20 protein-coding genes are annotated in these 22,118 nt (G+C 65.5%); 8 read left to right on the top strand and 12 right to left on the bottom strand.

What is annotated here, in order from left to right; all coding sequences use genetic code 11:
• Positions 1 to 130 precede the first annotated feature (130 nt).
• A complete protein-coding gene (gene rqcH, locus P2T57_RS07065; protein ID WP_276301781.1) occupies positions 131 to 2,251 on the bottom strand; it encodes a ribosome rescue protein RqcH in 2,121 nt (706 codons plus the stop codon).
• Positions 2,252 to 2,345: 94 nt separating this feature from the next.
• Complete coding sequence (locus P2T57_RS07060; protein ID WP_276301780.1) at positions 2,346 to 4,001, bottom strand: tRNA uridine(34) 5-carboxymethylaminomethyl modification radical SAM/GNAT enzyme Elp3; 1,656 nt, start codon at positions 3,999 to 4,001, stop codon at positions 2,346 to 2,348.
• A gap of 418 nt (positions 4,002 to 4,419) precedes the next feature.
• Between P2T57_RS07060 and P2T57_RS07055 the strand changes: the two genes are divergently transcribed.
• Together P2T57_RS07055 and P2T57_RS07050 are read left to right on the top strand one after the other, a co-directional pair.
• Positions 4,420 to 5,754, top strand: coding sequence for an MFS transporter (locus P2T57_RS07055; RefSeq protein WP_276301779.1), 1,335 nt, complete (start codon positions 4,420 to 4,422; stop codon positions 5,752 to 5,754).
• 168 nt (positions 5,755 to 5,922) lie between these two features.
• Positions 5,923 to 6,057, top strand: coding sequence for a hypothetical protein (locus P2T57_RS07050; protein WP_276301778.1), 135 nt, complete (start codon positions 5,923 to 5,925; stop codon positions 6,055 to 6,057).
• A gap of 76 nt (positions 6,058 to 6,133) precedes the next feature.
• Here the strand turns inward: P2T57_RS07050 and P2T57_RS07045 are convergent, their stop codons facing one another.
• The 5 genes from P2T57_RS07045 to P2T57_RS07025 form a co-directional block, all read right to left on the bottom strand.
• Positions 6,134 to 8,215, bottom strand: a complete 2,082-nt coding sequence (locus tag P2T57_RS07045; RefSeq protein ID WP_276301777.1) for a DHH family phosphoesterase — start codon at positions 8,213 to 8,215, stop codon at positions 6,134 to 6,136.
• A 54-nt stretch (positions 8,216 to 8,269) separates the two neighbouring features.
• Positions 8,270 to 8,512, bottom strand: coding sequence for a hypothetical protein (locus P2T57_RS07040; RefSeq protein WP_276301776.1), 243 nt, complete (start codon positions 8,510 to 8,512; stop codon positions 8,270 to 8,272).
• Between the two features lie 327 nt (positions 8,513 to 8,839).
• Positions 8,840 to 9,103, bottom strand: coding sequence for a hypothetical protein (locus P2T57_RS07035; protein WP_276301775.1), 264 nt, complete (start codon positions 9,101 to 9,103; stop codon positions 8,840 to 8,842).
• Positions 9,104 to 9,191: 88 nt separating this feature from the next.
• A complete protein-coding gene (locus P2T57_RS07030) occupies positions 9,192 to 9,812 on the bottom strand; it encodes a YIP1 family protein (protein ID WP_276301774.1) in 621 nt (206 codons plus the stop codon).
• Positions 9,813 to 9,821: 9 nt separating this feature from the next.
• Complete coding sequence (locus P2T57_RS07025; protein ID WP_276301773.1) at positions 9,822 to 10,406, bottom strand: thymidine kinase; 585 nt, start codon at positions 10,404 to 10,406, stop codon at positions 9,822 to 9,824.
• A gap of 375 nt (positions 10,407 to 10,781) precedes the next feature.
• On the opposite strand from P2T57_RS07025, the gene P2T57_RS07020 reads away from it, so the two are divergent.
• Entirely contained in the window at positions 10,782 to 11,516 is a 735-nt protein-coding gene (locus tag P2T57_RS07020) for a competence/damage-inducible protein A (protein ID WP_276301772.1), read from the top strand.
• 26 nt (positions 11,517 to 11,542) lie between these two features.
• Here the strand turns inward: P2T57_RS07020 and P2T57_RS07015 are convergent, their stop codons facing one another.
• Complete coding sequence (locus tag P2T57_RS07015) at positions 11,543 to 12,562, bottom strand: NADP-dependent oxidoreductase (RefSeq protein ID WP_276301771.1); 1,020 nt, start codon at positions 12,560 to 12,562, stop codon at positions 11,543 to 11,545.
• A gap of 65 nt (positions 12,563 to 12,627) precedes the next feature.
• Positions 12,628 to 13,215 (bottom strand): NADPH-dependent FMN reductase, encoded by a 588-nt coding sequence (locus P2T57_RS07010; protein ID WP_276301770.1) that lies wholly within the window; start codon positions 13,213 to 13,215, stop codon positions 12,628 to 12,630.
• Positions 13,216 to 13,613: 398 nt separating this feature from the next.
• On the opposite strand from P2T57_RS07010, the gene P2T57_RS07005 reads away from it, so the two are divergent.
• From P2T57_RS07005 to gdhB, 4 genes are all read left to right on the top strand, one after another.
• Positions 13,614 to 14,729 carry a PstS family phosphate ABC transporter substrate-binding protein gene (locus tag P2T57_RS07005; RefSeq protein ID WP_276301769.1) on the top strand — a complete coding sequence of 372 codons (1,116 nt, stop codon included), beginning with the start codon at positions 13,614 to 13,616 and terminating at the stop codon, positions 14,727 to 14,729.
• Between the two features lie 126 nt (positions 14,730 to 14,855).
• On the top strand, positions 14,856 to 17,750 hold the full coding sequence (locus tag P2T57_RS07000) for a bacterio-opsin activator domain-containing protein (RefSeq protein ID WP_276301768.1): 2,895 nt from the start codon (positions 14,856 to 14,858) through the stop codon (positions 17,748 to 17,750).
• 80 nt (positions 17,751 to 17,830) lie between these two features.
• Positions 17,831 to 17,980 (top strand): rubrerythrin-like domain-containing protein, encoded by a 150-nt coding sequence (locus P2T57_RS06995; protein WP_276301767.1) that lies wholly within the window; start codon positions 17,831 to 17,833, stop codon positions 17,978 to 17,980.
• Between the two features lie 3 nt (positions 17,981 to 17,983).
• Positions 17,984 to 19,273 carry a glutamate dehydrogenase GdhB gene (gene gdhB, locus P2T57_RS06990; RefSeq protein ID WP_276301766.1) on the top strand — a complete coding sequence of 430 codons (1,290 nt, stop codon included), beginning with the start codon at positions 17,984 to 17,986 and terminating at the stop codon, positions 19,271 to 19,273.
• 148 nt (positions 19,274 to 19,421) lie between these two features.
• Here the strand turns inward: gdhB and P2T57_RS06985 are convergent, their stop codons facing one another.
• Both P2T57_RS06985 and P2T57_RS06980 read right to left on the bottom strand, forming a co-directional pair.
• Positions 19,422 to 20,429, bottom strand: a complete 1,008-nt coding sequence (locus P2T57_RS06985) for a sodium:calcium antiporter (protein ID WP_276301765.1) — start codon at positions 20,427 to 20,429, stop codon at positions 19,422 to 19,424.
• Positions 20,430 to 20,501: 72 nt separating this feature from the next.
• Positions 20,502 to 21,446, bottom strand: coding sequence for an HhH-GPD family protein (locus P2T57_RS06980; protein ID WP_276301764.1), 945 nt, complete (start codon positions 21,444 to 21,446; stop codon positions 20,502 to 20,504).
• Positions 21,447 to 21,530: 84 nt separating this feature from the next.
• On the opposite strand from P2T57_RS06980, the gene P2T57_RS06975 reads away from it, so the two are divergent.
• Positions 21,531 to 21,776: a hypothetical protein gene (locus P2T57_RS06975; protein ID WP_276301763.1), complete on the top strand. Its 246-nt coding sequence runs from the start codon at positions 21,531 to 21,533 to the stop codon at positions 21,774 to 21,776.
• Here P2T57_RS06975 and P2T57_RS06970 read toward each other — a convergent pair.
• Positions 21,773 to 22,027, bottom strand: coding sequence for a YgaP family membrane protein (locus P2T57_RS06970; protein ID WP_276301762.1), 255 nt, complete (start codon positions 22,025 to 22,027; stop codon positions 21,773 to 21,775). The two genes, P2T57_RS06975 and P2T57_RS06970, sit on opposite strands and share 4 nt — an antisense overlap.
• Positions 22,028 to 22,118: the final 91 nt, after the last annotated feature.

The raw sequence follows: 22,118 nt of genomic DNA, 5'->3' as shown, positions 1-22,118 counted from the left end.
CTATCGGAAGCGGCTTCTTCAACACATAGACACTTGCCATCGTCTTAAATTGGCGTGTGACCGAGGGTAGCTCAGAACTGAGGTCGAAAACAGTAGCGTTGGAACGCGAAACGAGGAGTCTCGGTATCTCCTACTCGTCTTTCATCCGACTCCCGCCGGGCGGCAGGAACTCCTGAATCAGGTCGGCGCTGGCCACCTTCCGGACGAACGAGGTGTCCTCGAACCGCTCGCGGAACTCCCGGTAGATGCGCTTGGCGATGTCGTTCTGGGCGTACCGGCCGGGTTCGACCGCGACGTGGGTCTCGACCTGCGGGACGATGGCCGAGGGCGGTCCGCCTAGCACTCGGGTGTGGGGTTCGCACGAAATCCCGACTGCGACGCCCACCTCGATGTCACGGAAGTAGTTGCGGTCTCCTCGGATGGCAAACCCGCCCTTTTCGAGGTACTCGCCGCTCTCTGGGGTCTTGCTCACTTGGTCCGGCGTGACCATGTAGGCGTCCCCGGCGAACCGGCCGTCCTTCCAGACCGACGAATAGGAGACCGCGAACTGGGCGGCCTCGCGCTTGCTCTGGTCGGGCACGTCCACGTCGCGGGAGGGTTCGCTCGGGTCCGAGGTCTTGAGGACGGTCACGGGGCCGCCGTGGGCTTGGGTGTGGAAGAACAGGTCGTTACCTTCCAAGTACTTCTGTACTAACTCCTCGTTCTGGTCGGCGTTGCGCCCGCCGATGACCAGAAAGCCGTCGCTGGTCCGGAACCACCGGAACCGCTCGTACCACTGCTCCTGCTTGCGGACCGGAATCGAGAGTTCCGAGAGCCAGTCGATTTCCTCTTGCTCGTCTTCGTCGCCCTCGCCTCCGTCTTCGCCGCTGTCGTCGGGTTCGGCCTCCCACTCCTCCTTTCTGCGCTTGGCCTCGTCCAAATCCTCGCGGGTGTCCTCGATGGCGGCCAGCGCGCCCTCTTTTTTCTCCTCGATGCGCTTGGCCTCGGTGTAGAGTCGGTCGGCGTTCTTCTCGACGCCCATCTCGGCGTCGAGGGGGACGTTCGTCCCGTCGATTCGGACCGTTATCATCCCGTTTTCGGGGTCCACGCCCTGCACCGCCTCGGCGGCAGAGATACCCTGCTCCGCGCCCTCGTCGAAACGCTGTTCGATTTCGTCCCACGAGGTCCCCTGTTCGAGAGCGCTCTGGACCGTCTTCAGAATCTCGTCGGCCAGTCCGTAGTGGCCGTAGAGGAGTTCGGCCTTCTCGCGCTCCTGTTCGGCCTCTTGCTCGAAGCCTTCGATGGCTTGCTCCTGCTGTTGGATGATGCGCTTTTGCTTCTCGATTTCGGCCTCGAAGTCGGGGCGCTGGTCGCCGGCCCCGCTCTGGTCGCCGGCGTCGTCGCCCTCGTAATCGACGTTGGCGAAGTAGAAATCGACCGCTTCGTTGAAGGTGTCGAACGCCTCGGAGTCGAGGCCAGCGTACTCCTCGAGGGCCACCGGGGTCACGTCCACGAGTCGGTCGTCCTCGCGGTAGACGCGGGGGTCGAACTCGCGCTGGCGGACCTGCTCGGCGAGGCGCTGGATGGCGTCGAAGACGGCCTCGTAGTCCTCCTCGGTGGCGTCCGCGATGTCCTTGCCCTTCTCGACGCCTGCCCGAGTGCAGACCTCCTCGGCGTAGAGGCCCCCGAAGTTGAGTTGGGTGGCGAGGGTGCGCACGATGTCGGTGTCGGACTCGTCCATGTAGGCCGCGAGGGTCTCGTAATCGACTTCGAGGGGGTTGACTCGCTCGTCGGGGAACTCGTACTGGCTTCCCGGCGCGACGGTCCGAGATTTCAGGCGCACGGTGTCGAGCGAATCCACGACTTCGTTGGTCTCGTCCAGCACCGCGACGTTGCCCTGCCCGAACAGTTCGGCGACGACGGTGGTGTCCTCGTCGCCGCGCTCGAAGTGGAACTGGAGGATGCGGTCGAAGCCGTACTGCTCGACGCCGGCGAAGTCAGCGCCCGAGAGCCGATTCCGGAGCATCATGGCGAAGTTCGGCGGTCGTCCCGGTGCGTCGGGGACGTTTTCGGGGTCCGAGACGTGGGCACGCTTCAGGTCGCCGACTTCCACGAGGAGTTCGACCCGTCCTCGGTCGAAGTCCCGCATCTTGAACCGCAGAAGGTCGTCGTCGTAGAGGTAAGCCTTGTCGAGTTTCGCGCCCTCGTAGGTCCCCAACTCGGAGACCACGGCGGCGAGGTCGATACTCGACAGTTCCCGCTTCTGGTCCATGCTCCGTGATTGCTCGTTCTGGCGGAAAGACCTATCGCTACGGCGTCTCGACTCGTCACGCCACCACTCGCCGCGATGCAATCGCTCCGCCGGTTCAGAGCCGCTTGCTCACGTACGGCCCGTCCTGATAGTAGCCCAACTTCTCTCGGTAGTACTCTCGCGCACCGATGCCGGAGATGACGCTCAACTTGTCGTAGCCCGCGTCGGCCGCAATTTCCTGTGCCTTCCGAAGGAGTTTCTTTCCGTACCCCTTGTGTTGCCAGTCGTGGCTCTGGTCGCCGACCTCGACCATCGGGCCGTAGACGTGGAGTTCGCGGACCAGCGCGGCGTCTTGGAGTTCACGGCGAACCGGGTCGCCGGGGAATCGCAGTCGGCAGAACCCGATGAGGAGGTCCTTGTCGGGGTCCTCGTAGCTGATGAAGTGTTCGGTTCCCCCGGCGGCCTCGTAGGTCATCACGTCGAGTTCGACGGTTTCGGGGTCCTCGTCGTTCATCCCGACCTCTCTGCACCGGATGCAGTCACATTCCCACCCGTGGTCGTCCATCTTCTGGCGAGCGAGTTGCCGGAGGTTCGACTTCCAGACGCCGGCGTCGATGAAGTCCGCGGGGATGTCGCGCTGGACGCGCTGGAGGCGGGTGTACTTTGGAATCATCGACTTGATTTCCGCGACGAGTTCGGCGGCCTCCTCGTTCTGGAGGGGTTCGTACTCGTCCTGATACCACCAGTCGTAGGTCGCGGTGCCCCGGACCACGAGCGTCGGGTAGATTTTGAGGTAGTCCGGTTTCCACTTCTCGTCTTCGAACAGTCTGCGGAAGTCCTCCAGACACATCTCTTTGGACATGCCGGGTTGGCCGGGCATCATGTGGAACCCGACCTTGAACGCGGCGTCCCGGAGGCGCTGGTTGGCGTCGATGGAGGCCTGCACGCCGTGGCCGCGGTGCATCTCGCGGTTGATGCGCTCGTAGGTGGTCTGGACGCCGACCTCGACCTTCGTGCCGCCCAAGTCGAGCATCCGGTCGATTTGCTCGGGGTCACACCAGTCGGGCTTGGTCTCGAAGGTGATGCCGATGGCCCGGATGTCGTTTTGCTCGTTCTCGGCGATGACATCTTCGAGGTAGCGGAAATCGACGTTCTGTGGGTCCTCGGCGAAACTGACGCCCTCGGCGGGTTCGGGCGACTTGTCGGTGTCGTAGTCGTTCATCGCCTCCAGCGCGCGCTTGACGAACCACTCCTGATAGTCGTGGCTCCGGGCGGTCATCGTCCCGCCCATCAGGATGAGTTCGACCTTATCGACCGGGTGGCCGATTTCGCGCAACTGCTCCAATCGGAGCGTGACCTGCCCGTAGGGGTCGTAGTCGTTCTGCACCCCGCGTGCCGCGGCGGGTTCGTGACCGGTATAGCTCTGCGAGGACGAGAACTCCGACCCCGGTCCGCCCGGACAGTAGAGACACTTGCCGTGAGGACACTGGTGGGGACTCGTCATGATGGCGACCGGTGAGACGCCCGAGGCCGTCCGGACTGGTTTGTTCTGGACGACCTCTTGGAGGTCCTCGCGGCGCTCCTCGGGGGCGTAGTCCAGCAGTTCGGAGTTCTTCGGGACCTTCGGCGACGAGTATTTCGAACAGACCGATAGCTTTTCGCTCTCCAAGTCGTCGCGCTCGATGTCGCCGTCGAGGATGCGCTCGACTAGCTCCTCGCAGACTCGCTCGAACGCCTCGGTCTCGGTGGCGTCCGGCGTCTCGGTACTCATTACCTGTTTTTGGTCGGTTGGTCGGGAAAAGGGTGTCGTCTATGGGTGCGAGGTTGGTTCGATAGATTGGTCTCTTTTTCTGCTGTCCGGATTCTCGACGGAATCGTCAGAATGGGGGTACTGAAGATGTCTTCCAAAGCGACCGGCCCCTTTACCCCACCCATGGCGGTTGTGGAAAGTCACGAAACCGCCGAATCCGGTTCTGCGCGCAACTCCCGCCGGTCTGCAACCAGAACGCGCCGACCGCGACCCCCGCGGTATCGAGTGCGCTCATGTCGAACCCCGATACGCCGTCGCGTCGGAAAACCGCAATGGCAGAGGTGGCGGCGAGGACCCACGCTGGTTTCTCCGTGAGAGTGTGTGACGGTATAACGTCTCGGAGAAGCTTCACGTCGCTGTGTGATAATTGTCACACTACATGCCGGGACCCGCCCGAGACAGCGAACCCTTCGAGTCGGTTGCCGACCGCCTGCCGTCGCGGCCGGTCGGCGTATTCTACCTCTACGTCGTCTCGCGGTCGCTTGCGTTCACGGTCCCCATCTACGTCGTCTTCTACCAGTCGCGGGGCCTCTCGCTGGCCCAGTTCGGCCTGTTGGAAGCGACGTTTACCGTGGCAGTCCTCGGGTTCGAGTTCCCGACGGGCTACCTCGCGGACCGCATCGGTCGGCGCAACGGCCTCGCGCTGGCCAACGCGCTCGGTGCCGCCGGAGCAGTAGGCTACGCGCTGGCCCACTCCTTCCCGGCCTTCCTCGTCGCGGTGGTGGTCCGGGCCGTCGGCGCGACGTTCTCGTCGGGCGCGTCAGATGCGTGGCTCTACGAGATGCTGGCCGACGCTGACGCAGAAGCCGAGTTCGCGCGCGTCTCGGGCCGCGCCCGCGCGCTCGGCCTCGCGGGACAGGCGGGCGCGGCCCTCGTCGGCAGTCGCGCCTACGCCGTCAGCCACGTCCTGCCGTGGGCGCTCGACGCCGCCGCGCTCCTCGGCGGAGCCGCCTTGCTCCTCGTGGCGGTGCCCTCGGAGGATGCCGAAAGCAATCAGAAGAACGCGAAAGGAAATAAAAAAGAGGTCCAAAAAGCGGAAAACGATTCCGACCCAGACTCCGACGGTTCGGACTACCTCACCCCCTCAGAGGCCGTCGCCGTCACGCGGACCGCGCTGGCCCGGCCCGGTCTCCGGGCGTTCGTCGCCTACACCGCGCTGTTCCTCGGGGTGGTCTCGTCGGCGCTCCTGTTCGTCCAACCGGTCAGCGTCGAGGTCCTGTCGATTGCGCCCGAGCGCCTCGGCACGATTTACGCCGGTCTGACGCTGGTCTCGGCCGCCGCAGTGAGCCAGACCGGCAGAATCGAGGAGGTCGTCGGCGTCGAAGACTGGTTCCGGGTCGCCCCGTTTCTGGCGGGTGTGGGTCTCGTCGCCCTCCTCGCGGAACCGTGGCTGGCGCTCCCGCTCTTTTTCCTCCTGCGGGCGCTCGGCGCGACCTCTCGGCCGCTCGCCGACGGCCGCATCAACGACGGGATTCGGTCCCGAGGACGCGCGTCGGTCCTCAGCACCGTCTCGATGCTCCGGTCGGTTGCGGTCGCACCGCTCAAAATCGCCGCCGGCGCGCTCGCCGTCGCGGCGCTCCCCCGGATGTTGGCGGCACTCGGCGCGGTGCTGTTGGTCGGCGGGGGTGCGCTCGCACTCTGGGCCGCGCCGCTCTCGGTGGGGCGTGAGTCGGAGGCAGTGCGAGCGTCTACTCCCGCGGACGGCGAGGGGTAGACCCACAGGCGATTCAAAGTAGCGCATCCGCCTCTAGTTTCAGCCGGCGCATCATCAACTCTCCTTGGCGGGCTTTCGAGACCCCAATCCCGGTTTCGCCTGTTGACCTGAACACTACCCAGAGTTCTCACCGAGACTACTTCCCGAAGTGAAACGAACTCCCGAGTCATGAGCAACGGCCACGTTACCAAGCCGAACCCCTCGGCGTTCGACGACATGCACCTCGTCCGGAAGCTTTTCTGGGTGGTCGTCGGCGCGTTCCTCGTCCTGTTCTGGACGACGGTGCTGTTCGGCATGCTCTGAGGAGGCTCCCCAGCAGTCGCTCGTGACGAAAACGGCCGAAAGAAGCGTCTTCTGCGCTGTCCGCAGTGGTCGCAGTTCAGAGCCGGTCGCTGATGGCGAGGACCACCGCGTCGAGGGCGGCCTCGCGCTCGCCGGAGAGGAACTCGATGGCTCCGTCTCGGGTGCCCTTCGCCGAGATGCCGGCGTCGCCGACCTCCTCGCTGGCGGACTCGGCGATTTCGCGGGCGTTGACCCGGCCGTCGCTCCGGACGTGAATCTCGTCTTCGCCCACGCCGAGGGTGACGTGGTTGCCGTCGGAAGCGCCTTCCGCGCCGAGTTCGCGCCGGTGAATCTCGTCCAGCAGGAGACCCGTCGGCGGGAAGTCGAAGCGGTGGGTGAACGCCTCGGTGTCGAGGACGGTGAACGAGACGCCGTTAGCGCCCCGAACCGAGAGGTTCGGCTCCACGGTGTCGAGTTCGTTCTGGAGCTTCTTGCTGAACTGCTCGCTGACGTGTTCGGCGAGGTCCCGCTTCTCGTGCTCGAACAGGAGGTCCGTAATCAGTTCGCGCTTGTCCTCGTAGGACTGGTAGTAAGCTTCCAGCGCGACTGCCTCGCGGAGCGCGGTGGTGTGGGCCTCGTCGTAGCCCGCATCGCTGGCGAGGTCGGTGTAGGCCTCGGGGGTCTCGTCCCAGTAACTGACCGCCGGGAGGTGGGCGACGCCCTCGCGCACGTCGTCGTTGACGTGGGCCGCGAGGTTCGTGCCGAGGACGCCCGCGGTCACGTCGTCGGCCTCCTCGCCTTCGAGGTAGGGGTTGACCGCCACGTCCGCGAGGTCGGCCACGTCCTCGTCGGGGTAGCCGGCGTCCACGACGACGCGGGGCGCGTCGTAGATGTCGAGCAGTTCGAAGCCGTCGCGGGACTCGTCGGTACTCCCCGCGGAGACGACGACGAACAGCGGAAGCTTCTCGTCGTGGCGCTCGCGGTTGTCGAGCATCGTCGTCACGTCCTTGGTCGCGTCGGCCATGTCGTAGTCGCCGTCCTCAAGCGGTCGCCGGTCGAAGAAGTGGTACTCGGCGTCGCTCTTGGCGTGTTCGTCGCGGACCAGCGGGAGGACCGCTCGCTCGATTGCCGCGCCGGCGACGTAGCCGTCGGCGGTGGCGTTGTGCCGGACGATGACCGGGCGCGACTCCATGACCGCGCGTCGAATCTCCTCGGCGGCGTCACGGATGCGGTCGTGGACCGCGGACACCGACTCGTGGTCGGCCAGCAGGTCCACGTCGTCGGGGCGGGCCTCGGCGCGCAGGGCGTCTTCGAGGCGAGTCTCGACGGTCTCGTAGTCGTCGCCGTCGAGTTTTTCGAGGTCCTCGGTCTCGACCTGCAGTTCGTTGTTCCGGAGTTCGACCTCGCCGTCGAGTCGCACGAGGTCGCCCGTCTCGGCCTCGGGGTACGCCCGGACGCCTGCCTCCACGAACGCGGCGCAATCGACGGTCGCGGTCTCGTCGCGGACCTCGAAGACGGTCGGGCCGCTGGTCTGGCGCGCGCCGACGATTTCGCCCTCGATGCGGACCGTCTCGCCCACGCGGTCGCTCAGCGTCTCAATTTGGACACGGGCCGGTTCGTCGCTCTCGGCCTCGCTCGCGGCGTCGTCGGTCTCACTTTCGGACTCGTCGGCTTCCGCGTCGTCGGTGTCTTCTTCTTCTTCGGCCTCGTCGCGCTGAGTCTGGGGGTCAACCGTTCCAGCGCCGTCGGTCGTGGCCTGCTGGTCGTCGCCGTCGTCGGTCTCAGAGTCGTCAGCGTCCTCGGGGAGAATCGCGCCCTTCTCGGGGTCGTCGATTAGCTTCCCGCGGAACTCGCGGTCCGACTGGCGGATGGACCAACCGAGGTCCACGTTGCCGTTGTCCCGGACGCCGGTGACTTGGACGTACACCTCGTCACCCTCGTCCCAGTCGAGCGAGTCGAGTCGCTGGTCGAGTTCGCTCTTGTGGAGCAGACCAGTCACTCGGTCGCCGATGTTGATGAAGACGCCGAACTCGGCGAAGCCGTCTACCGTTCCTTTGTAGTACCGTCCCGGCGTCAGTTGATTCGGATTACTGCCGGTAAACTCGAAGCGAACGTCCTGCTCGTGGCTGTCGCAGATAGCGCCGTCAGCAGGAGCGCCGCAGATGATACACGAACCCATCTTATACGCGAGAAATATAGCCCCGGCCTAAAACTGTTGTCGAAACTGGTTTGACTACTCGTCGGGCGCGTCCCCGTCAGCGAAGGCCTCGACTCCCGGCAGGTCGGCCACGCCCTCGTGGGTCCCGACGTACTCGGAGTCCTCGACGGTCCGCTCGAAGTCCTCGACGCTCTCGTACTCCTTGATAGTCAGCACGCGGTCCTCCTCGACCGCGAAGACGATTTCGTCGCTCCCGTCCCAGTGGCGGTAGTGGTCGGCCTTGCTCGGGCCTGACCCGTCCTCGTCGTCTGATGCCATCCGGTAGAAACCCGACGCCGAGCGTCTTGAAAGTTGACCGCTCTCCCGGTCACGCGACTCGACTGCTTTCCTGTCGAAGGACTACGTTTCCTGTCGAGGGACTACGGTTACTCCACCGGGCGCGCGAAGGGAACCAGTCCACGGGATGCGCCGCACGAGCGCCGACAGGCGCGAGGAGGCGGGGAGGCACGGGGCGCGGTGGCGTGCGGTCTCCGTCGTCCCAGCAGTCGCTCGCCGCGCGTCAGGAAAACAAATATATTTGTCTACAATCTATTTTGGAGCCTCTGAGACATCTAATTACTTCCTAAGGACAACTCTCGAAGTCCGTTACTCGAACACGGGGCTATCGTCTTCCAACGCCTCGATGTCGTTCGCAATTTCCCGAACCTGCTCGGGGAACAGCGCGACTTGGACCTCGTTGCCCTCGTCGTCCTCGCAGACGATTTTGACGCGCTTGTCGCCGAACTCGCGGGCCTCGGCCGACTCCACGTCGAACAGTTTCGCGGTGCCGGACTTGTTCGAGGGACCGACGTTCTTGATGGCTCCGTCCTTGAGTTCGAGCATGAAGTCCTCGAGGATGAGGTTGAGCATGGACCGACCTACGCGAGCCGCCGTCTTATAAGGGCCGGGAGTAACTTCGGGTGACGACCGACCGTCAGCCAGTTCGCCGAGACCCGATTCACCCGAGGAGGGTGCCCAACTCGACGCCGTACTGCGCGAGGAGGTCCTGCCACGCTGTGAACCCGCGGAAGGCGTAGCCGAACACCAGCGCGCCCGGAATCGCCCCGGCGACGAGCGCCCGGAGGAACGACGTGTCGTGGACCGTCCGGAGGCCGACGACGAACAGGCCCGCGCCGTAGAGCGTACAGACCGCCCGGATGGTCGGTGACGGAATCCCGGCGAGGACGCACGGCGCTGTCGCGTAGGCGATGACTTGGACCGTCTCGCTGGTCCCGGCGCGGTCGGGGACGACGGCCATCAGCAGGACGGTCTGGAGCGCGGCGGTCAGGTGGAGGACGGCGGGAGCGATGAACACCGCGGCCAGCGCGAGGCCGAACAGCGCCGAGAGCGCAGGCTGACCGCCGAAGGAAGGTGCCGCCCCCGAGACGAGTGCGAACCGGGTGGCCTCCTCGACCAGCACGACGGTCATGGCGAAGACGAGGCCCGGCGCTTGGTCGCCCGGCGCGATACCGCGCTCGAAGAATCGGCGGGGATTGGTGAGGACTTCGACCCACGCCCGAGCGAGCGCCACCGGTCCTCGGTCACGTCCGCCGGTCGGATTCTCGACCCACTGGGTCATTACTCGAAGCTAGTCGGTCCGGAGGGTATGACAGTTCCGACATCGGGCCTCGTAGGACTCGGTTGCGCCGACCATGATTGTCGGGTCGTCGGCGTGTGCGGGTTCGCCGTCGATGAGTCGCTGGTTCCGGGTCGCGGGTTCGCCGCACCTCGCGCAGATGGCCTGATACTTGTCCACGTACTCGGCGAGGGTGATGAGTCGCGGGAGCGGTTCGAAGGGTTCGGCCCGGAAGGTCTGGTCGGTGCCCGAGACGATGACCCGCCGGTCGTCGTCCGCGAGGAACTCGCAGACTTCAACGAGGTCCGCCGAGAAGAAATTGGCCTCGTCTACTGCAACGACCTCCTCGCCGTTTAGCTCCTCGGCGATGTCCCAGACGCCTTCGTCGGGGTCTACCACGGTCGCGTCCCACTGGCGGCCGTTGTGCGACCCCACGGTCCCCTCGCCGTACCGGTCGTCCAGCGAGGGCTTGAAGACGGCGACCTCTTGGTCCGCGATTTCGGCCCGCCGGAGTCTGCGAAGTAGCTCCTCGGTCTTGCCGGAGAACATGCACCCTGTTATCACTTCAACCCACCCACTGTTCGTTATCTTGTGCATGTCGGTTCTGCGCTCAAGGGAGCATCAAAAGGGTTGCCGATTCGGGTCGTACAGTGGTGGATGCCACTCGTGGAAAACCACCGCACGCCGGCAAGCGGAAAAACAGGTCACGCGACTGCCGGCGTCGGGTCGTCGCGCTCCAGAATCTCGTCCACGATTTCGCCGAAGTCCGGTGCGCCTCGCTCGCGGTCCGGTTCGTCCGAGGGGTAGTGCGGCACTGCTGGCATGGGTGACCACCCTTTCATCCGACACTAGCGAAACCGACCAAAAAATCGTTTACTATCCGTTTCGTGATGGGCGACCCGCTTAACGTTTCGCGTGGACCTCGTCCGCCGACCGCTTCCCTTTTGTCCGCGAGGAGCGTCCCTCTGTCCGATGGAAGTCGCCATTCTCACCGTCGGTGACGAGGTCCTCGCGGGCGACACCGAGAACACGAACGCGACGTGGCTCGCCGGCCGTCTCACCGACGCCGGCGCAACGGTCGCTCGCATCCTCACCGTGCCCGACGACCGACAACTCGTCGCCGACACCGTGCGCGAGTGGTCCGAGGCCTTCGACGCGGTACTCGTCACGGGCGGCCTCGGCGGCACGCACGACGACGTGACGACCGACGCCATCGCCGACGCGTTCGACCGTGACCTCGTGGTAGAGGAGACGGTCCGCGAGGACGTGATAGCGACTGTGGCGGCCTACCGAGACGAGAACCCCGAGACGGTCGAGGCCCACGACCTCGAAATCGACGTGGATGCGTGGGCGGCGCTCCCGTCGGGGAGTCGGCCGCTCCGCAATCCCGAGGGGTTGTGTCCCGGTTGCGTCCTCGAAAACGTCTACGCCTTTCCGGGCGTTCCCGGCGAGATGCGGGCGCTGTTCGAGGAGGTGGCCGACGAGTTTGGCGGCGACGCGGTGTCGGTGACGCTCTACACGACCCAACCCGAGGCCTCGCTGTTAGACGCCGTGTCGGGCGTCAGAGAGCAGTTCGACGTGACCGTCGGAAGCTACCCCGCGGTCGAGGACCGGAATCGACTGAAAGTGACCGGGACCGACTCCGCGGAGGTCGAGGCGGCCGCCGACTGGTTGCGCGAGCGAGTCGAAGTCGTCGAGGAGCGGTAACTCGTCGCCGACCGCGGGTCACCGACTCACTCGTCGCGCTCGCCGACCTTCACGAGTTGCTTACCGATGTTCTCGCCCTCGAACAGGCCGAGGAAGGCGTCTGGCGCGCTTTCGAGGCCTTCGGTGACGGTCTCGCGGTACCGAATCTCGTCGGCGGCGACCCACTCGGCGAGTTGCCGGGTTGCGGTCTCGAATCGCGGGGCGAAGTCGCCGACGAGGAAGCCCTCGACGCTGGCCCGCGATTCGATGAGTTTCCCGAGCTTTCGGGGTCCCGTGGGTATCTCCTCGGCGTTGTACATCGAAATCTGGCCGCAGACAGCGACCCTCGCGTCCACGTTGAGTTTCGAGAAAACGGCGTCGGTGATGGGACCGCCGACGTTGTCGAAGTAGCTATCGACGCCGTTCGGGGCGGCCTCGTCCAGCGCCGCGGCGTAGTCGTCGATGTCTTTGTAGTTGATTCCCGCGTCGAATCCGAGTTCGTCTTCGAGGAACGCGACCTTCTCGTCTGACCCGGCGAACCCGACCACTCGGGCACCCGACCGCTTGGCTATCTGGCCCGCGACGGACCCGACAGCGCCCGCCGCGCCGGTCACGACGAAGGTGTCGCCCGCTTTGGGTTCGGCGACTTCTCGGGTGCCGAAGTAGGCGGTCCGGCCCGGCATCCCGAGGACGCCGAGCGCCGTCGAGACGGGGCCGAGGTCAGGGTTGACCGCTTGGAGGTCGCTCCCGCGGGCCGTCGCGTAGTCGGCCCACTCCAGATTGCCCGTCACCACGTCGCCCGCGTCGAACTCCGTTCCGTTGGATTCGACCACTTCGCCGACGACGCCCGCCTGAAGCGGGTCGCCGACCGCCCACGGGTCGGCGTAGGACTCCCGGTCGTCCATCCGGCCTCGCATGTAGGGGTCCACCGAGAGGTAGAGCGTCCGAACCAGCACTTCGCCGGGGCCGGGTTCGGGAACGTCTTCTTCGACCAGTTCGAAGGTGTCGGGGTCGGGTTTGCCTTCGGGGCGCTTCGCCAGTAGGTACTTCCGGTTGGTCTCCGGCATGGTCACGACGACGAGTCGCTCGGAAAAGGGACCTGCGGTCGGGGCAGAGTTGGTCGATATAAATCCTATTCAACCGCGCCGACGTTCTCCTCGCTCTCCATCGTCGGCGGGCAGGGTTCGATGAAGGCGTAGTTGACCACCTCTCTGCCGAGTTCCCGGACCCGCTCGGCTAACTCGTCGTCGGTGAAGGTGCCCTCCCGGACCGAACTGTGCGACCGGGGGACGGCGGCCTGATACGGCAGGACCCACGCGTCGAGTGCCCGGCAGACCGACCGGAGGTGTTCGAGCGCGGTGATGGGGAAACTCCCGCCCGAGACGCCCAGCAGGCCCACGGTTTTGTGTTCGAACTCGTCGAACCCGCAGTAGTCGAGCGCGGTCTTCAGGGTCGAGGAGTACGACCCGTGGTACATCGGCGTCCCCAGCAGGATGGCGTCGGCCTCGCGGACCTCGCGGGCGAGTCGGTCAGCGTCACCCGCGTCCTCGGCGTCCACGTCCGGGTCGTAGGCCGGGAGGTCGTAGTCGCGCAGGTCGAGGACGACTCCCGTGCCGCCCTCGTCCTCGACGGCCTCCAAGGCGTGTTCGAGCGCGACTCTGGTGACGCTCTCGTCGCGCAGACTGCCGCAGATGCCGACGATGCGTGGCGAATCTGGCATACGTCGTGGTCGTCGGCGAGCGACAAATAGGTAGTGCCGTGCAGGGGGTGACGGTGCGGTGTGTCTGTCGGTGGCACGCTCGTCGCCGACGCCAAGAGAAACACGACTATTTGTATAAGAAACAATAATATTGCTGAGAAAATTGTAGCGATTTGTCTCGGTCGAACTGACGTGACCGAACCGCGAGGCGTATTCTCTAGCCTGACACGTCCGGTCGAACGAACCTCCCGACCGCCCGCGGGAAGCGACGACGCAACGTCCGGACGAAACGACAACTCGGACAGGTGGGTCATTCTGCTCTGTTTCCTTCGTACCGGTCCCCCGTCGTCCGTGGAGCTAAAACAGCTATATGGCACTCATAGCAGTCGATTTACGGGGAAACGTCGTCGTCCTACTCGATGACGTCAGACACGTCAGAGAACGGGGGACGGGTTTCGCGGCGGAAATACCTCGCGGCTGTCGGAGCGGCCGGAAGCCTCGCTGTAACCGGGACGGCAACGGCACAGGACGGTGGTAACCAAGGACCGCTGAAAATCGGCGGCTCCTCGACGGTGTACCCGATTACGAGTCAGGCCGGGGCGGTCTGGAACTCCAATCCGCCGGCGAGCGACGCGGAGTACTGGGGACCGGGAGAGTGGAACATCGACACCGAGATGAACTACGCCGACTTCTGGGCTAGCCGATACGGCTTCGAGTCGGGTCAGGGCCTGCCGTTCAACGTGACGGTCGGCCTGAGCCACTCCGGGACCGGACTGGAGAAGCTTCGGGGCGGCGTCCTCGACATCGGTGACGCGAGCGCGACGGTCGCACAGGAGTTCCCCGACGACAGCGAGGAGGAACTGAACAAGTTCGTAGACCACGTGGTCGGCGTGGACGCCCAACCCCTCGTCGTCAGCAAGGAGATTTACGACGCGGGCGTCACCGAACTCACGCTACAGCAGGTTCAGCAAATCTATCGGGGCGAACTCACGAACTGGTCGGAACTCGACGCCTACGACGGCGAGGACAAGGAGATTCAGGCAATCGGTCGCGCCGAGGGGTCGGGCACCGACACCTCCTTCCGCGCCAACGTGCTGGGCGGTCCGAACGCGCCGATGGAGGGCGTAGACGTGCGGAAGGGCCAGAACCAGCAGGTCCAGACGCTGGTCGCAAACTCCAACAACGCCGTCGCGTACATGGCCTTGGCGTTCGTGGACGAGGAGCGGGTTCCGCCGGTCGCGCTCACCATCGAGGACACCACCTACGAGTACGGCAAGAACCTCGGCGCGAAGGACTACCCGCTCAACCGCGACCTGCACTGCTACACGTGGGAAGACACCTCGCCGAAGGAAGCGGCGTTCATCCTCACGATGCTCTCGGACATGGGCCAAGAGCGGTACGTCGCCGCGAACAACTACGTGAAACTGCCGACGAACCGGCAGGAACAGCAGGTCGCCAAGCTACCCGAACCGGAGCAGGGCACCCTGCAGGACTACATCGGCGCGAGCGACCAGACGACAACGACTTCGGAGTAACCTCGCTACTCCGAGCGGGACCGCCGAATCGGTCCTCCCCGGCCCTCAGTCGGGAATTTTTCGACCGACGCCATCCGCCGCCACACAACGAAGACTCTTATCGGCGAGCGCGCTAACACCGCCACGATGGATACTACTCGGTCACGAACCGCAACCGAGCGCGTCCGGGTCCTCTTGGCCGGTCCCGACTCGTGGCGCGACCGACTCCGACCGAAGTTCTCGGCCAGCGACGGGTTCTCGGTGCGCCCAGCGGGGTCGGCCGACGAGGCGGTAGCCACTGCGACCGACCGAACCGGCGTCGATTGCGTCGTCGCCGCGCGCCGATTCACCGAGGAGACCGACGCCGGGACCACCGGCCTCGACCTGTTGGCCGACCTGCGCGAGCGCGGCGTCACCGCCCCGTTCGTCTTGGCCCCGACCGACGGGAGCGAATCGCTCGCCAGCGAGGCCATCGCGGTCGGTGTGGCCGATTACGTCCCCGCCGATTCGACCGGCCTCCCGAACCGATGCAGAGCGGCGGTCGAGCGCCACGCCGACGAGCGCCGCCGTGACGAGGACGCCGCCCGGTTCGAGTCCTTCTTCGCCACGCCGGACCAGTTCAGCGCGGTCCTCGACCCCGACGGGACCGTCGTTCGGGTGAATCAGGGGGCGCTCGACGCGCTGGGGGCCGACGACAGCGCGCTCCTCGGCAAGCGATTCTGGGGCCTCCCGTGGACCGACGACTCGCGCCGGGACCTCCAGCGGGCAGTCCAGCGCGCCAGAGACGGCGAGTACACCGAGTTCGAGGCCGGACTGGCCGACGCCGACCGGGAGGTCCGATTCGAGTTCACGGTCCGCCCCGTCGCCGAGGACGACGGGGACGAAATCACTCGCCTCCTCGTGGCGGGACACGAGGTCGGCGAGCGCGTCCGGTTAGAGGAGGAACTCCGCCGCTCGGAGGAACTCCATCGCGTCACGCTGAACAACATGACCGATACCGTCCTCGTCACCGACGACGACGGCGAGTTCACTTACGTCTGCCCCAACGTTCACTTCATCTTCGGCTACAGCGCCGAGGAGATACACGACCTCGGCACCATCGACGCCCTGCTGGGCGAGGACCTTTTCGACCGGGAACGCCTCGACTCGGAGGGCGTCCTGACCAACGTCGAATGCACCGCGACAGACAAGCACGGCCGGGAACACACCCTGCTGGTCAACGTCCGGCAGGTCTCGATTCAAGGCGGGACCACCCTCTACAGTTGCCGGGACATCACCAAGCGAAAACAGCGCGAGCGGGCGCTGACTCAACTCCACAAGACCAGTCGAAGCCTGCTCTACGCCGAGACGAAAGCCGAAATCGCCGACCGGGTGGTCGCCGACGCGGCCGACATCCTGCCGTCGGCCGCTGGGGCGGTCTATCAGTTCGACCGCGACCAGAACGCCCTCGCTCCGACCGCGGCCTCCGACGAGTTTGCCGACCTCGCCGGACCGCTCCCGCTCCTCCGCCTCGATGGCCGGAGCGCGGTCAGCAGGGCCTTCGTGGAGGACGAGACCCGAACCCGGAACGACGACCGAGGAGAGGGCCGGAAGGTCCTGCTCTCGTCGCTGGGCGATTACGTCGCCGTCCCGCTCGCTGACCACGGCGTCTTCGTGGCCGCCGCGGCCGACGGCGAGACCTTCGACGAGGTGAGCGAGGAGGTCGCAGAACTGCTGGCGGCGACGACCGAGGCGGCCTTCGACCGCGTAGAGCGCGACGGCGAACTCCGGGAGCGCGACCGGGCGCTCCAGCGCCAGAACGAACGCCTCTCGAAACTCAACCGGGTCAACGAGTTCATCCGCGAAATCGACCAAGCCCTCGTCGGTGCTGAGTCCCGCGAGAACATCGAGTCTGCGGTCTGTGAGCGCCTGACCGCCGACGACCGATTCCGGTTCGCGTGGGTCGGCGAGACGACCGCCGTACGTCGGTCGCTCCGACCGCGGGCGTGGGCCGGCGACGAGCAGGGCTACCTCGACAGCGTGTCGCTGGAGTTCGGTCCCGACGCCGGGGAACCAAGCAATCGAGAATCGAGCCACCGAGAACCGAGCGTCCGGGCCGCCGACACCCGCGAGGCCGTCCTCGTCTCGAACGTCGCCGACCTCCTCCGGACCGACCCGTGGTGCAAGGAGGCGGTGTCGCGGGACTTCCAGTCGGTGCTGTCGATTCCGCTGGTCTACGACGACGTGCTGTTCGGCACGCTGAACGTCTACGCCGACCGGCCCGACGCCTTCGACGAGATGGTCCGGTCGGTGCTGTGCGAACTCGGCGACACCGTGGCCGCGGCCATCAACGCCGTCCAGCGCAAGGCGGCGCTCCGGAGCGACACCGTGGTCGAACTCGAATACCGCATCCGGAAGCCGAGTTCGGTCCTCCACCGACTCGCCAGCGAGACCGGCGCGACGCTTTCGGTCGAGGGCGACGTGCGAAGCGACGACGGGACGACCCTCCTGTTCGCCGCCGTCGAGGAGGCGACCCCAGACAGCGTGGTCACCACCGCGGAGGAGTTCGTCGGCGTCGCGGACGCCGAAGTGATTCGTCGGACCGACGACGGTGGCCTCGTCGGCCTCCGGATTCGAGACGAGTTCGTGACCGGCGTCCTCGCCGACCACGGGGCCGTCCTCCGACACCTGCGGGCGACCCCGGAGGGCCTCTCGCTGACCGTGGACGTGCCCGATTCCGTCACGACTCGCTCGATAGACCAAGTGGTCTCGAACACCTACGACGCCGCCGAACCGGTCGCCCAGCGCGAACGAACTCGGGCGCTGGACACCGCGGGTAGGCCGGGCCGACTCATCGAGGACCTCACCGAGCGCCAACTGGAGGTGGCCCAGATGGCTTACCACACGGGCTTTTTCGACGCCGACCGGGACGTGACTGGTCGGGAGGTAGCGGAGGTGCTGGACATCTCTCACACCGCGTTCTACGACCACATCAACCGAATCGAACGGAAACTGTTCTCCTCGCTGTTCGAGAACCGGCCGAGCGCGTCCGAGGTTGAATAGTAACCCTCGAAGCTCCTCCTCACGGTTTACTATTCAACAACACAGTCGAAGGCGGCGGAGTCCGTAGCAAATTTTACCGAATGAGCCTCCGCGACCCTGACTACGACTCGGATGCCGACCACGAGTACGAATGCCTGCGGTGTGGAACGACGACGCGCACCGACAGCCATCCCGGCGAGTGCGACGACTGCGGAACCGCGATGCGCAACCGAGGGATGCCCTTCGAGTAATTCATGGCGACGAACACGCTCGACGACTCCGAGGCGGACGACTACTCCGAGACCGAATCGGCGCTCGAAACGGCCCTGCGACAGCTATCGGCGGCGGCCACGCAGGTCGATGTAGACGACGGCGTTATCGAGCGTCTCAAACATCCGACCCGAGTGGTCGAAGTCGGCGTGCCTCTCAAGCGCGACGATGGCTCGGTCGAGGTCTACACCGGCTATCGCGCCCAGCACGACGACGTTCGCGGCCCCTACAAGGGTGGCCTGCGATTCCACCCCGACGTGACCGCCGAGGAGTGCGTCGGTCTCTCGATGTGGATGACGTGGAAGTGCGCCGTCATGGACTTGCCCTTTGGCGGCGCGAAGGGCGGCGTCGTGGTGAATCCCAAAGACCTCAGCACCGAGGAGAAAGAGCGACTGACTCGGCGCTTCGCCGAGGAGATTCGGGACACCATCGGCCCGAAACAGGACATTCCAGCCCCCGACATGGGCACCGACGCCCAGACGATGGCGTGGTTCATGGACGCCTACTCGATGCAGGAGGGCGAGACGACGCCCGGCGTGGTCACGGGCAAACCGCCGGTCATCGGCGGGAGCGAGGGCAGAGAGGAGGCCCCCGGTCGCTCCGTCGCTATCATCGCCCGAGAGGCCCTGCGATACTACGACACGGACATCGACGAGGCCACCGTCGCGGTGCAGGGCTTCGGCTCTGTCGGCGCGAACGCGGCCCGCCTGCTGGACGACTGGGGCGCGGACGTGGTGGCAGTCAGCGACGTGAACGGCGCGGCCTACGACACGACCGGTCTCGACACCCATGCGGTCCCCTCCCACGAGGAGGAACCCGAGGCCGTGATGAGCTACGACGCGCCCAACACCCTGACGAACGAGGAGGTGCTGGAACTCGACGTGGACGTGGTGATTCCGGCCGCAATCGGCAACGTCCTCACCGCCGACAACGCCGACGACGTGCAGGCCGACATCGTGGTCGAGGGCGCAAACGGGCCGACGACCTCTGCTGGCGACGCCATCCTCGAAGAACGCGGGATTCCCGTGATTCCGGACATTCTGGCCAACGCGGGCGGGGTGACGGTCTCGTACTTCGAGTGGTTGCAGGACATCAATCGCAGACAGTGGTCCTTGGAGCGCGTCAACGACGAGTTGGAAGAGCACATGCTCTCGGCGTGGAACGACGTGCGAGAGGAGGTCGAGGCCCGCGACGCGAGTTGGCGCGACGCGGCCTACGTCGTCGCGCTGGAACGGGTCGGCGCGGCGAAAGCCAGCAGAGGACTCTGGCCGTAATCGAATAGCGCGACCAGCACGCAAGCGAAGCGAACTCCGGAGACGGCGGGCGCATCGGGTTCGCTTCAAACTAGGGATTTGCTTGCACGGACGAAAACCGATGCGCCGGGTCAGGGGCGGGTACCGCTGTCGATTTCTGTACTTGCAGTTAGATACCTCGAACGGTCTCGATGACGCCGACCGATTCGAGCGTCATCCAGACGAGAAACAGCGCGTACAGGCCGAGGAAGCCGTACGCTTCCCGGTCGGTGAGTTCGAGGCCGGTGCGGGTGAACACGATGAACACCAGCGTTGCGAACGCCAGAAAGCCCATCGTCGGTATCGCCGCGAGGAAGTTGATGGTCGCCGACCCGGCCAGCAGGACGCCGAGGGGGATGGCGACGAGGAGATTGAACGTGTTGCTCCCGAGAACGTTCGTGAGGCTGGTCACGCTGTCGCCGCTCTGGGCGGCGCGAATGCTGACGAATGCGTCGGGCAGACTGGTCCCGGCGGCGATGACCGTCAGTCCCCACAGGAAACTCGGCGTGTCGAAGATGTCTCCGAGCGAGAGGGCGGCCCGGACGATGCCCTCGACGCCGACTGCGATGACCAGTAGCGACACCGCGAGGACGGCCCACTCTCTGGCCGGGCGCACGTCGAGGGCCTCGTCGGCCACGTGGTCGCTGGCGTCCTGTTGGTGGAGGAAGACGTAGATTCCGTAGGTGGCAATCGGGACGAGGGCCAGCGCCGGCGTCAGGACGGCGGCGGTGTTCGTTCCGCCGGGGACGTAGGTCGCTCCGAGCGCGAAGACGATGAACAGCACGAGGACGCTGATGATGTAGAACTGCGCGTCCTTGTGAACGATGTCCCGAGTCGATTCGAGTTCCTCGCTGAACAGCGCCGAGAACGCCGGGATGACCAGCAGGTTGAAGATGGCGCTCCCGACGATGGCTCCGACCCCGAGCGAGAACTCGCCGTGGAAGACGGTGCTGATGACGACCGAACTGATTTCGGGGAAACTCGACCCCACCGCGACCACGATGGCACCGTGGACCGCGACCGGCAGACCGTAGTGCTTGCTCAGGCGCTCGGCGGCCCCCTCGAAGTACGTACTTCCCTTCCAGATGACGAGCGTTGCGACGACGACGAGAGCGAGGGAGACGAGCAGTCCCGGCATCGCCGGTCAGTTAGCGACACGCAGTGAAAGATGTGTTTCCTTCGAGCGCGGGACTCCCGCGCGACGAGGAGATTATCGGCGGAGTCGGACGACGAGTTCGTCCTCGTCGCTCGTCTCGACCAGTCCGTCGTCGGCCAAGTCGCTGACGAGGCCCTTCAGCCACTCCGTGCCGTACTCTCCGCCCGGCGCGTAATCGACTCGGACGCGAGGACCGAGTTTCGACAAGGGGAGTTCGTCGTACTCCTGCAGAATCGAGACGACCTTCCCGCGGAACTGCCTGCGCGACCCCTCGAAACTCGGCTGAGTGGGCACGTCGGGTGCAGTAAAATCTCCGGTCTCGTAGGCGTGACACCACTCGCGCCACGGGCACCCCGCCGAGTCGCACTTGGGTTTCTTCTCGCAGGCCACGCCGCCCAGTTCCATGATGGCGTTATTCCAGACCTCGGATTTGCCCTCGGGCATGGCTTCGCTGGCGGCGTTTTCGAAGGCGGTGTCGTCGTCGGGCACGTCGAAGGCGCGGTGGAGGACGCGCTTGACGTTGGTGTCAACCACGGCGTCACCGTTGTTGAACGCGAAGGAGGCCACCGCGTTGGCGGTGTAGGGACCGACGCCCATGAGGTTCTGGAGTTCGTCGGGCGTGTCGGGAAACTCGCCGTCGTACTCGGAGACCACTTGTTTCGCCGCCTCGTGGAGGTACTTCGCCCGGTTGTTGTAGCCGAGGCTGTGGTCGGTCCAGAATCCCACCACGTCGGCCCGGTCGGCGTCGGCGAGGGCTTGGGGCGTCGGCCAGTTGTCGAGGAAGGATTCCCACGCCTCCACGACTCGGCCGAGTTGGGTCTGTTGGCTCATGATTTCCGACACCAGAATCTCGTAGGCGTCGTCGGTCTCGCGCCACGGGAACTGGCGGTGGTCGGCCTCATACCACGAAATCAGGGCGTCGCGGACCGCCGGGAGGTCCTCCGAGAGCGAGTAGTCGGCGTCGGAGTCGGATGCGGGGTCCGATTCGGCGTCGCTCATTGGCGCGAGGTTAGGACGAGTCGGGTAAATGGTCGGCGGTTCGCCAGCGGTGGAACTATCAAATCCCGCGACGTTCTGGCTCGCATGCACAGGTTGGCCTCCGTGACGGTTCTTCTCGGTGCGGCGCTGGCGTCGGTCGGTGCGGTCCTCGTCGTATTCGGTCCGATAGCGTTGCTCGCGGTCGGCGCTGTCCTGCTGGTCATCGGTTCGGCTATCGGGTTCGCGGACTACCTCGGACGAGACGACCGGTATCGGGTCTCGTGTCCCGACTGCGGGACGAAAAACTGGGCCGAGCGCGCCACCTGTCGAGACTGCGGCGCGTCCCTCTAGCGCGGCGTCTCAGCCGTGCGCTCGTCCTCGGTGTCTCCTCGACCCAGCGTGTTCATCCCGAGGAGACTGTTGGCCGGGCACTTCTGGGTCAGGCCGGTGACGGTCAGGATTGTACCGACCAACAGGACGACCACGGCGAGCCACAGGTCGAGCGCGATTGCGCCGAGCAACCACGCGAGGACGACCAGCAGGAGCGCCGGGCCGAGAATCAATCGGGCTGTTCTGTCGAATCCACCCACGTTTTTCTCCATTCGTATCCCCCAACGTAGAGATAGGTTTCCCAGATGCTTGAGTGTTTCCTGCAAGATTGAGTCGATTCCCGACCAGTCGAAAGGCGTTTCC

The organism is Halorussus lipolyticus (assembly GCF_029338375.1).
In the GTDB taxonomy this organism is placed as follows: domain Archaea; phylum Halobacteriota; class Halobacteria; order Halobacteriales; family Haladaptataceae; genus Halorussus; species Halorussus lipolyticus.
Note: the sequence above shows the minus strand (reverse complement) of the source record. Positions and strands in the feature narration are given on the sequence as shown.

Coding starts and splice junctions, on each gene's coding strand:
- rqcH (WP_276301781.1), bottom strand. CDS start 2,251: ATGGACCAGAAGCGGGAACTGTCGAGTATCGACCTCGCCGCCGTGGTC.
- P2T57_RS07060 (WP_276301780.1), bottom strand. CDS start 4,001: ATGAGTACCGAGACGCCGGACGCCACCGAGACCGAGGCGTTCGAGCGA.
- P2T57_RS07055 (WP_276301779.1), top strand. CDS start 4,420: ATGCCGGGACCCGCCCGAGACAGCGAACCCTTCGAGTCGGTTGCCGAC.
- P2T57_RS07050 (WP_276301778.1), top strand. CDS start 5,923: ATGAGCAACGGCCACGTTACCAAGCCGAACCCCTCGGCGTTCGACGAC.
- P2T57_RS07045 (WP_276301777.1), bottom strand. CDS start 8,215: ATGGGTTCGTGTATCATCTGCGGCGCTCCTGCTGACGGCGCTATCTGC.
- P2T57_RS07040 (WP_276301776.1), bottom strand. CDS start 8,512: ATGGCATCAGACGACGAGGACGGGTCAGGCCCGAGCAAGGCCGACCAC.
- P2T57_RS07035 (WP_276301775.1), bottom strand. CDS start 9,103: ATGCTCAACCTCATCCTCGAGGACTTCATGCTCGAACTCAAGGACGGA.
- P2T57_RS07030 (WP_276301774.1), bottom strand. CDS start 9,812: ATGACCCAGTGGGTCGAGAATCCGACCGGCGGACGTGACCGAGGACCG.
- P2T57_RS07025 (WP_276301773.1), bottom strand. CDS start 10,406: ATGCACAAGATAACGAACAGTGGGTGGGTTGAAGTGATAACAGGGTGC.
- P2T57_RS07020 (WP_276301772.1), top strand. CDS start 10,782: ATGGAAGTCGCCATTCTCACCGTCGGTGACGAGGTCCTCGCGGGCGAC.
- P2T57_RS07015 (WP_276301771.1), bottom strand. CDS start 12,562: ATGCCGGAGACCAACCGGAAGTACCTACTGGCGAAGCGCCCCGAAGGC.
- P2T57_RS07010 (WP_276301770.1), bottom strand. CDS start 13,215: ATGCCAGATTCGCCACGCATCGTCGGCATCTGCGGCAGTCTGCGCGAC.
- P2T57_RS07005 (WP_276301769.1), top strand. CDS start 13,614: ATGACGTCAGACACGTCAGAGAACGGGGGACGGGTTTCGCGGCGGAAA.
- P2T57_RS07000 (WP_276301768.1), top strand. CDS start 14,856: ATGGATACTACTCGGTCACGAACCGCAACCGAGCGCGTCCGGGTCCTC.
- P2T57_RS06995 (WP_276301767.1), top strand. CDS start 17,831: ATGAGCCTCCGCGACCCTGACTACGACTCGGATGCCGACCACGAGTAC.
- gdhB (WP_276301766.1), top strand. CDS start 17,984: ATGGCGACGAACACGCTCGACGACTCCGAGGCGGACGACTACTCCGAG.
- P2T57_RS06985 (WP_276301765.1), bottom strand. CDS start 20,429: ATGCCGGGACTGCTCGTCTCCCTCGCTCTCGTCGTCGTCGCAACGCTC.
- P2T57_RS06980 (WP_276301764.1), bottom strand. CDS start 21,446: ATGAGCGACGCCGAATCGGACCCCGCATCCGACTCCGACGCCGACTAC.
- P2T57_RS06975 (WP_276301763.1), top strand. CDS start 21,531: ATGCACAGGTTGGCCTCCGTGACGGTTCTTCTCGGTGCGGCGCTGGCG.
- P2T57_RS06970 (WP_276301762.1), bottom strand. CDS start 22,027: ATGGAGAAAAACGTGGGTGGATTCGACAGAACAGCCCGATTGATTCTC.